Origin of the sequence: Streptococcus sp. (assembly GCF_019414905.1) — a bacterium.
Taxonomy (GTDB): Bacteria; Bacillota; Bacilli; order Lactobacillales; family Streptococcaceae; genus Streptococcus.
In genome coordinates, this window is the sequence record NZ_DXLC01000186.1 from 1 (window position 1) to 8,132 (window position 8,132).

Here is an 8,132-nt window from a genome sequence, read left to right on the forward strand (position 1 = left end):
AAGAGTCCTTTGCTTAATTTTTCAGGGTCAATTCCCCTCGCTTCTGCTAAGTCTTGTAATTTCAAGACATATTGACTGGTCGCAAAACCAATCTTATCAATACCGATTGTCATATTTACCTCTGTTTTATCATTCATTGTAAAAAATCGTTCTATACTATTTTATCACAAATAGCAGTAAAAGAGAGAAAAAAGACTTGATTCACCAAATCAAGTCTCTTATTATTCTAACCATTATGCTGTTTTCGTAAGTGAGAATAAAGTCTGAGAATCACTGTTCCACTAGCCATTCCAATGGAAATAACCAAAGCCAGCATAACAACCAAGGTTGCACTAGCAATGGCATGACTGTAATCTCCCGTCACAAAAAAGGCAGTTGTCCGATAGGAGAGATAACCCGGAACCAGAGGTGCCAAGATGGCCAAGATAAAGACCACAGCAGGTGTCTTATAAAGAATACTTAAAATCTGGCTGACACAAGAACCGATAATGGCTGCAATAAAAGTAGCCACAATAACATTGGTCGGTTCCTTGAGCAAAAGATAAATTAGCCAGACGGCCATGCCCAAAATTCCTCCTGGTAAGAGCATAGACCGTTGAACATTGAGTACAATTAAAAAAGTGATAATAGCAAGAAGACTTGCTACTGCTTGTAATAAAAAGGTTGTTAGTGTCATATTAATTCATCAATACCAAGGCGACAGAAGTTCCCGCCCCTAAAGCAAGGGTAATGAGCAGGGATTCAAACATCTTACTCATACCAGAGTTTATGTGGTTGGTCATAATATCACGAACCGCATTGGTCAAGGCAATCCCTGGTACAAAAGGCATGACAGCACCAGCTATAATCAAATCTGCTGTTGAGGGAAAACCTGTGTAGCGAGCCCAAAACTGGGCTATCATCCCAAAGACAAAGGCTCCAGCAAAGGCTGTCACAAAGGGAATTCGGATAAACTTCTCTACATAGAGGGAAAAGGCAAAACCAAATAAGGTAGCCACTCCTGCCCCAAGTGCGTCGTAGATATTTCCACTAAACATAATTGAAAAGAAAGGAGCACTAAAGGTCGCAGCCAAAGTTACCTGCAACTTAGTATAAGGAAGGGGCTGGGCTTGCAAGGCCGTCAATTGCTTGAAGGCCGTCTCTAAATCAAGCTTTCCTCCTACCAACTGACGAGAAATCTGATTCACATCGCAGACTTTTTCGATGTTATAAGAAGAGGAAGTCACGCGTTTCATTCGTGAAATATTGGTATTTTCAATCGAGAAAAAGATAGCAGCAGGCATGGCAAGAACATTACAATCCACAATCCCCTGCGAATGCGCAATACGAATCATGGTATCTTCTACGCGATGAATCTCTGAACCACTTTTGAGGAGAATGGTTCCAGCTAACATAATCACATCAATAACGGCATTTAATTCTTTTGATTCTTCCATGCTTTCCTCCTTTTATCAACTTCCTCTATTCTATCACAAATCTGGAGTCAAAAAAAATCTTTGCCATGAAATCATGACAAAGATTCGTTTAATCACGAGAATTTTCGTGGTTCCCTTCACTGCTTGATTGAGTCGTAGCAGGTGCATTCCCTCGTTGATTTCCTTGTTGGTTCCCCTGACTTGGTGTCGTAGTAGAACCTTGGTTTCCACGTTGGGATGGTGCTGATGATGACGTTGACGGTGGTGTTTTTGGTTTGTAGATTGAAATCTTGACACGCGTCTTAGTCAAATCAACCTTTTCACCCGCTTTTGGACTCTGTTCAACGACTGTACCCTCAGCAGTTCCATCAGGAGCTGTCGACACTTCTACAACTTCAATATTGGCTTCCTTAATCCCAACAATTTGAACAAGATTATTTTTAGTAAATTCAAGACTAGATCCTTTATAACTTGGCATAGAAACGCTGGTTACTTTCTTAGCAACGGTTAAGGTAATCGTTGAGGCCTTGCTCAAATCATAGGTTGTTCCAGCAGCTGGACTCTGTCTGAGAACAGTTCCTGCTTCGCTCTCACTTGATTCTTCTTCCTCAATTTTGATGAGATTTTCAGGAACCTTCTTCTGCTTGAGTTCTGCTATAACATCTGTCGATTTACGGCCGATATAGTTACTCAATTGGAAAGATTGCTTGCCTGATGAGACAACCAAATTGATTTTCGAACCTTCTTTTCGAGTCTTTCCAGCTTCAGGATCTGTACGGATAATCCGCCCTTCTTCCACCTTTTCACTAGCCTCTGATTTCTCCTCTCCAATCTCAAAATTGGCTTTCTTGAGCGTTTCCTTAGCCTCCGCAACTGTCTGACCTGCCACATCTGGAATGGCAATGGTTGCAGGAGTTCTGGATAATATCCAAATCAGAGAGGCTGCCACCAATACAATGCTGGCCAACAAAATCATATAACGAACTCTAAATTTCCGTTTCTTAACAGGCTTGGTTGCGTAATTGTCTTCTGAAGCCTGCTGACTCGGCTTCGCAGTCTGTGGCTTCGGACTTTGTGTTTGCACCTTAGGAATCGAAGTCAAGGTACTCTGGGATACCTTTGGTAGTGTCTTGGTGTCCGCCTTAGTAGTATCATTAAATACCAGTTTAGGCTCATTGCGACGATTGTAAGACAAGCTACTAGACAAGTCCACATACATCTCTGCAACTGACTGATAACGATCTGTCAATTTCTTGGCAGTTGCCTTGATAACAACATTCTCCAAAGCCTGAGGCACAGATGGATTTTCATCAATAACTGACGGCAGTGGTTTCTGGAAATGCTGAAGGGCGATGGTCACCGCACTATCCCCGTCATAAGGGATATGGCCTGTCAGCATCTCATAGAAGATAATCCCCATGGCATAGATATCACTCTGTACAGTCGCCTTAGAACCACGCGCCTGCTCTGGTGACAAGTAATGAACCGAACCCAGCATAGAGTTAGTCTGAGTCAGACTTGTCTCTGCAAAAGCGACCGCAATCCCAAAGTCTGTGACCTTGGCAGTCCCATCTGGTGTCAAAAGGATATTTTGAGGTTTCAAGTCCCTGTGAACAATTCCTCGAGTATGGGCCAAACGCATGGCTAGGAGGATTTGCCCCATGATACGGACTGCTTCTTCATTAGAAAGAGGATAGTGTTCCTTGATATAGCGTTTAAGGTCTAGTCCAGCAACATACTCCATTGCAAGATACTGTTGACCGTCTTCCTCACCAATATCTGTTATCCGAACGATATGAGGATGGTCTAGATCTGCCATAGCTCTCGCTTCACGCTGAAAACGAGCTACAGCTATCGGGTCCGTCTGGTAGTTGGTCCTCAGGACCTTCACTGCCACTTCTTCTCCGTCTAGAATTAAATCCTTGGCCAAATAGACATCTGCCATGCCTCCTCGGCCAATCTGTTTCACAATCCGATAGCGTCCGGCAAAAATCTTGCCGATTTGGATCATTCTGCATCCTCCTCGTTCATAGAAACAAGGGCAACCGTAATGTTGTCTAAACCTCCTGCATTGTTAGCAAAACGCACAAGCGTCGCTGTTTTATCTGCCAAAGGAATATCACTGGTTACAATATCACAAATCTCACTGCCTGAAATCATGTTGGTCAAACCATCACTATTGAGCAAGAGATAGTCTCCTGGCTCAAGGGTAATCATTCCAAAATCAGGTTGAACTTCATCTTTTTGACCGATTGACTGAGTAATAATATTTTTCTGTGGATGGCTAGCTGCTTCTTCTGGTGTCAATTGACCTGCCTTAAGCAATTCATTGACCAAAGAATGGTCGCTCGTTAACTGGTGGTATTCTTCTCCACGAATCAAACCGATACGAGAATCTCCAATATGAGCATAGATAGCCTGATTGCCAATAATAGCAACAGCTTCTAGAGTTGTTCCCATTCCTTTATAGGCATCATCTTGTCCAAGTTTATGAATCTTTTGATTTTCAATTTCTAGGTAATTGGCGAACCATTCACGCACTTCATTGACTGTATCGATCTGGGTATCAACCCAAGCTATACCTAGGTCTGTTACCGCCATTTCACTAGCGATATTCCCTGCGCGATGACCTCCCATCCCATCAGCTAAAATAATCATGGTACGCCCAGCTCTATTGACATAGTGGTTGACATAGTCTTGGTTATTTGTTCGTTTCTGACCAACATCTGTTAATAATGAAATTTCCATGTGTCAGTTCCTTCCTAATCCGATATCTTGCGAAATTGACTGATGAAGAATCCATCACTTCCATACAATTCAGGTGTAATGAGGATACAGCCGTCTTTCATGATATCCTTACATTCATGTTCTAGTTTTACCTGCTCGAACTCAGGATGACTTTCTAAAAACGCCTCAACGACTTGAAAATTCTCCTCTGAGACAATAGTACAGGTACTATAAGTTATTATACCACCTTTGCGTAGTGTTTGACAAACACTACCTAATATTTCTAGCTGAATTTCCTGCAAGGACGCGAAATCTGCCGTTTCTTTATTGTATTTGACATCTGGTTTTCGGCGCAGAAGACCGATTCCTGAGCAGGGAGCATCCACCAAAATCTTATCAAATGAATCCTGACCAAAAAACTCATGCACCTTTCTGGCATCCAATTTTTGCGTTTGAACCCGATCTGCAACTCCTAAACGTTGAGCATTTTCTTGAATCAAGTCCAACTTGTGGTCATACAAGTCCAGAGCAGTAACCTGACCTGTCGTGAGATAAGAGGCTATATGGGCTGTTTTCCCACCCGGAGCCGCACAGGTATCAAGCACTCGCTCATCTCCCTGCAAATTCAAAGTTGGCGCAACCAGCTGACTAGACTCGTCTTGGATGGTTATAGCCCCTTCTGCAAACAAATCATGGCCTGCAAAGTGCCCCTGTTCCTTAACCAGACCAGTGGTTGCTAAAAGGGAATTATTCGCCTCCAACAAGACTTGGATTTCCTCTTTTCGGCTTAAATCAGTCACACGAATACTGGCCTTGTTGCGCACCAAAAGACTTTCAAAAATAGCTTGCGCTCGCTCTTCGCCGTATTCTTCTTTGAGCTTGGCAACTAGCCAAACCGGAAGGGAATATGCAATGGAGTCACGCTTATTTTTTCGTTTGATGCTGGTGATATCTGGCCAGCCTTCACGTAGAATACGACGAAGGACGGCGTTGACCAATTTTTCACTGCCTTTTTTACGGACTTTGGCCAATTCTACTGCTTCATTGACCACAGCATGGTCTGGAATCTTGTTCAAATAGCGGAGTTGGTAGGCACTCATGAGAAGAAGGACATAGAGCCAGCTGTCTAACTGATCTCTGTCTTCGATAAAGTGGGATAGGTACCATTCCAGAGTCAGTTTTCGAGCTACCGTTCCATAGACCAGCTCGGTCACCAAGCCCTTGTCTGCCGCCGAAAGTTTACTTCCCTTTAGATGCTTATTTAAGGCAATATTTGAGTATGCTTGATTGACAAAAACATCCTCTAATACTGCTAGGGCTAAACTTCTAGCCGTTTCTACTTTAGTCACCAAATCGTTCTCCTACAGTCAATGTACGTCCAACTCCGTTGAGGAAGGAAGAAATGTCCATCTTAGGCTTACCAGCTGGCTGCACTTGTTTGAGGGATAGAGCCCCTTCTGCCGTTGCGACAATCAATTCTTTCTTACCGATGGAAAGGATCTCACCTGGAGTTCCATGACCTTCTACAGGGAGTGCTTCATAGATTTTGAAGCGGTCGCTCTTTAGAAAAGTATGAGCAACTGGCCAAGGGTTCATCCCACGGATTTGGTTGAAAAGTTGACGATTGCTTTTATTCCAATCCAACTTTTCTTCCTCAGGTTTGATATTTGGCGAGAAAGTAACCTGACTTGGATCCTGCGGTTCAGGTTTGATATCACCAGCAATGTAGGCAGGCAAAGTATCCAAAAGCAAATCACGACCAACTAGCGCCAATTTCTCAAACAAGGTGCCGACATTGTCCTCATCCGTGATAGGAATACTGCGACAAGAAATCATATCTCCTGCATCCATTTCCTTAACCATTTCCATAATGGTCACACCAGCTTCCTCATCCCCTTGAATCAAGGCATAATGGATAGGCGCACCACCACGGTGTTTTGGAAGAAGGGAAGCGTGAACATTGACCGCAAAGTCCATGCTATCAAGGAGTTTACTTGGAAGAAACTGCCCAAAAGCAGCAGTCACAATTCCATCTGCTCCTAGCTTCATAAGTTCTTCCATCTCTGGACTTCCAGATAATTTTTCAGGTTGGTAGATAGGAAGACCTGCTTCCTTGGCAGCCTGCTTAACTGGTGTCTCTTGGATCACTTTTTTACGACCAACAGCACGGTCTGGCTGGGTCACAACGGCTAGAATTTCGTAACGGTCATCTGTCAAAAGACCTTTTAAGACTGTTGCTGAAAAGTCGGGTGTCCCCATAAAGATTAATTTTGTCATATCTTCTCCTTCTTATAAAAATTGCTGTGGCTCATGGTCAATGCTGAGACGGAGCTCACTATTTTCCCGTTCTTGAGTCAAGGCCAAAACCTGGTTGAGGGTCGTCCCCAGCTCATCTTCTAAACGGTATTTAATTAAAATCTGGTAATGATAGAGGTTGTGGGTACGGGCAATAGGTTTAGGCGTCGGCCCCAGAATGTGACTGGTCTCTGACAAGCCTGATCGCAAAATGTTCATGACTTCATAAGCACGTTTGACAACCTCTTCTTCTTTCTTATGAGAAAGGGTAATGCCAATGGTGAAATAGTAAGGCGGATAACCAAGTTGTCGTCTGATACCCATTTCATAGGCATAAAAGCCTTCGTAGTCCTGGTCTTTTGCAAATCGAATAGCATAGTGCTGAGGATTGTAAGACTGAATCAAGACCTGCCCAACTTTTTCAGCACGTCCTGCCCGACCTGCCACCTGAGTCAAAAGTTGGAAGGTTCTCTCAGAAGAACGGAAATCTGGTAGATTCAATGCCGTATCCGCATTGAGCACTCCGACTAGGGTTACATTTGGAAAATCCAATCCCTTAGCAATCATCTGTGTACCAAGCAATATGTCCGCTTCACCTCGTCCAAACTGGTCAAGAAGAGCTTGGTGACTACCTTTCTTACGGGTCGTATCCACATCCATCCGCAAAATACGGGCTTGCGGAAAGAGTTCTGCTAGCTCGTCATAAGCCTTCTGAGTTCCCGTCCCGTAGTAACGAATACTGCGACTCTTACAGTTGGGGCAAACGTGAGGAATATCCTTCGAAAAACCACAATAATGGCAGTTCATAGTCTTGGTATCCATGTGCAAGGTCAAGGAAATGTCACAGTTGGGACAAGTATCCACCGTTCCACACTCCCGACACATAACAAAGCTAGAATAACCACGGCGATTGAGCATAAGAACTACCTGCTCTTTTTTAGCTAGACGATCTTGAATGGCTTCTAGCAAGGGAGGCGTAAAGTTTGACGTCTCGTTTTGTCCAATATAGTCACGAAAGTCAACCACTTGAACCTCAGGGATCCTAGCTAAAGGATTGGCGCGTTGGGTCAGACGTAAATGTTGATAGACACCTTTGCCAGCGCGAGCACGGCTTTCCAGACTAGGAGTTGCTGAACCAAGTACCAGGGCTGCTTGATTATACTGAGCCCGTAAAATAGCTACCTCTCTAGCATGATAACGGGGATTACTGTCCTGCTTATAAGTCGCTTCATGCTCTTCATCGATAATCATAACACCTAGATTTTTCAGCGGAGCAAAGATGGCCGATCTGGCACCAACCACAACTTGAGCATCGCCACGTTCCACTTTGCGCCATTCATCATATTTTTCACCATTAGACAAGCCTGAGTGAAGAATGGCCACTTTCTCACCAAATCGAGCAATAAAACGCTCCGTCATTTGTGGAGTCAGGGAAATCTCAGGTACCAGCAAAATAGCTGTCTTGCCCTTGTCCAAGGCTCCTTGGATAATCTGCAAGTAAACCTCGGTCTTCCCACTTCCTGTAATCCCTTGAAGGAGGAAGGGTGGCTGATGACTGCCAATCGCACTGACAACCGCATCACACGCCTGTCTTTGCTCTGGATTCAATTCCAAAGGCCGACTTGCCTCAATGCCTTCAAAATAAGCAGCTGAGCGTTGCACTTCCTTTTGGACTATGGTCACAGCACCTTGTTC

At 44.0% G+C, this 8,132-nt stretch carries 7 protein-coding genes; all 7 read right to left on the bottom strand.

The features are described from left to right. Positions 1 to 226: 226 nt before the first annotated feature. Complete coding sequence (locus QZ359_RS05610) at positions 227 to 676, bottom strand: threonine/serine exporter family protein (RefSeq protein ID WP_020901615.1); 450 nt, start codon at positions 674 to 676, stop codon at positions 227 to 229. Position 677: 1 nt separating this feature from the next. Further along, positions 678 to 1,436 (bottom strand): threonine/serine exporter family protein, encoded by a 759-nt coding sequence (locus QZ359_RS05615; RefSeq protein ID WP_000392874.1) that lies wholly within the window; start codon positions 1,434 to 1,436, stop codon positions 678 to 680. A gap of 88 nt (positions 1,437 to 1,524) precedes the next feature. Continuing rightward, entirely contained in the window at positions 1,525 to 3,426 is a 1,902-nt protein-coding gene (gene pknB, locus QZ359_RS05620) for a Stk1 family PASTA domain-containing Ser/Thr kinase (protein ID WP_060805455.1), read from the bottom strand. Beyond that, on the bottom strand, positions 3,423 to 4,163 hold the full coding sequence (locus tag QZ359_RS05625) for a Stp1/IreP family PP2C-type Ser/Thr phosphatase (RefSeq protein WP_261066286.1): 741 nt from the start codon (positions 4,161 to 4,163) through the stop codon (positions 3,423 to 3,425). The genes pknB and QZ359_RS05625 overlap by 4 nt, the downstream gene beginning before the upstream one ends. Positions 4,164 to 4,177: 14 nt before the next feature. Next, on the bottom strand, positions 4,178 to 5,491 hold the full coding sequence (gene rsmB, locus QZ359_RS05630; protein ID WP_261066287.1) for a 16S rRNA (cytosine(967)-C(5))-methyltransferase RsmB: 1,314 nt from the start codon (positions 5,489 to 5,491) through the stop codon (positions 4,178 to 4,180). Then, complete coding sequence (gene fmt, locus QZ359_RS05635; protein WP_293963945.1) at positions 5,484 to 6,419, bottom strand: methionyl-tRNA formyltransferase; 936 nt, start codon at positions 6,417 to 6,419, stop codon at positions 5,484 to 5,486. The genes rsmB and fmt overlap by 8 nt, the downstream gene beginning before the upstream one ends. 12 nt (positions 6,420 to 6,431) lie before the next feature. Further along, on the bottom strand, positions 6,432 to 8,132 hold a 1,701-nt coding region (priA, locus tag QZ359_RS05640; protein ID WP_293963946.1), incomplete at its 5' end, for a primosomal protein N'.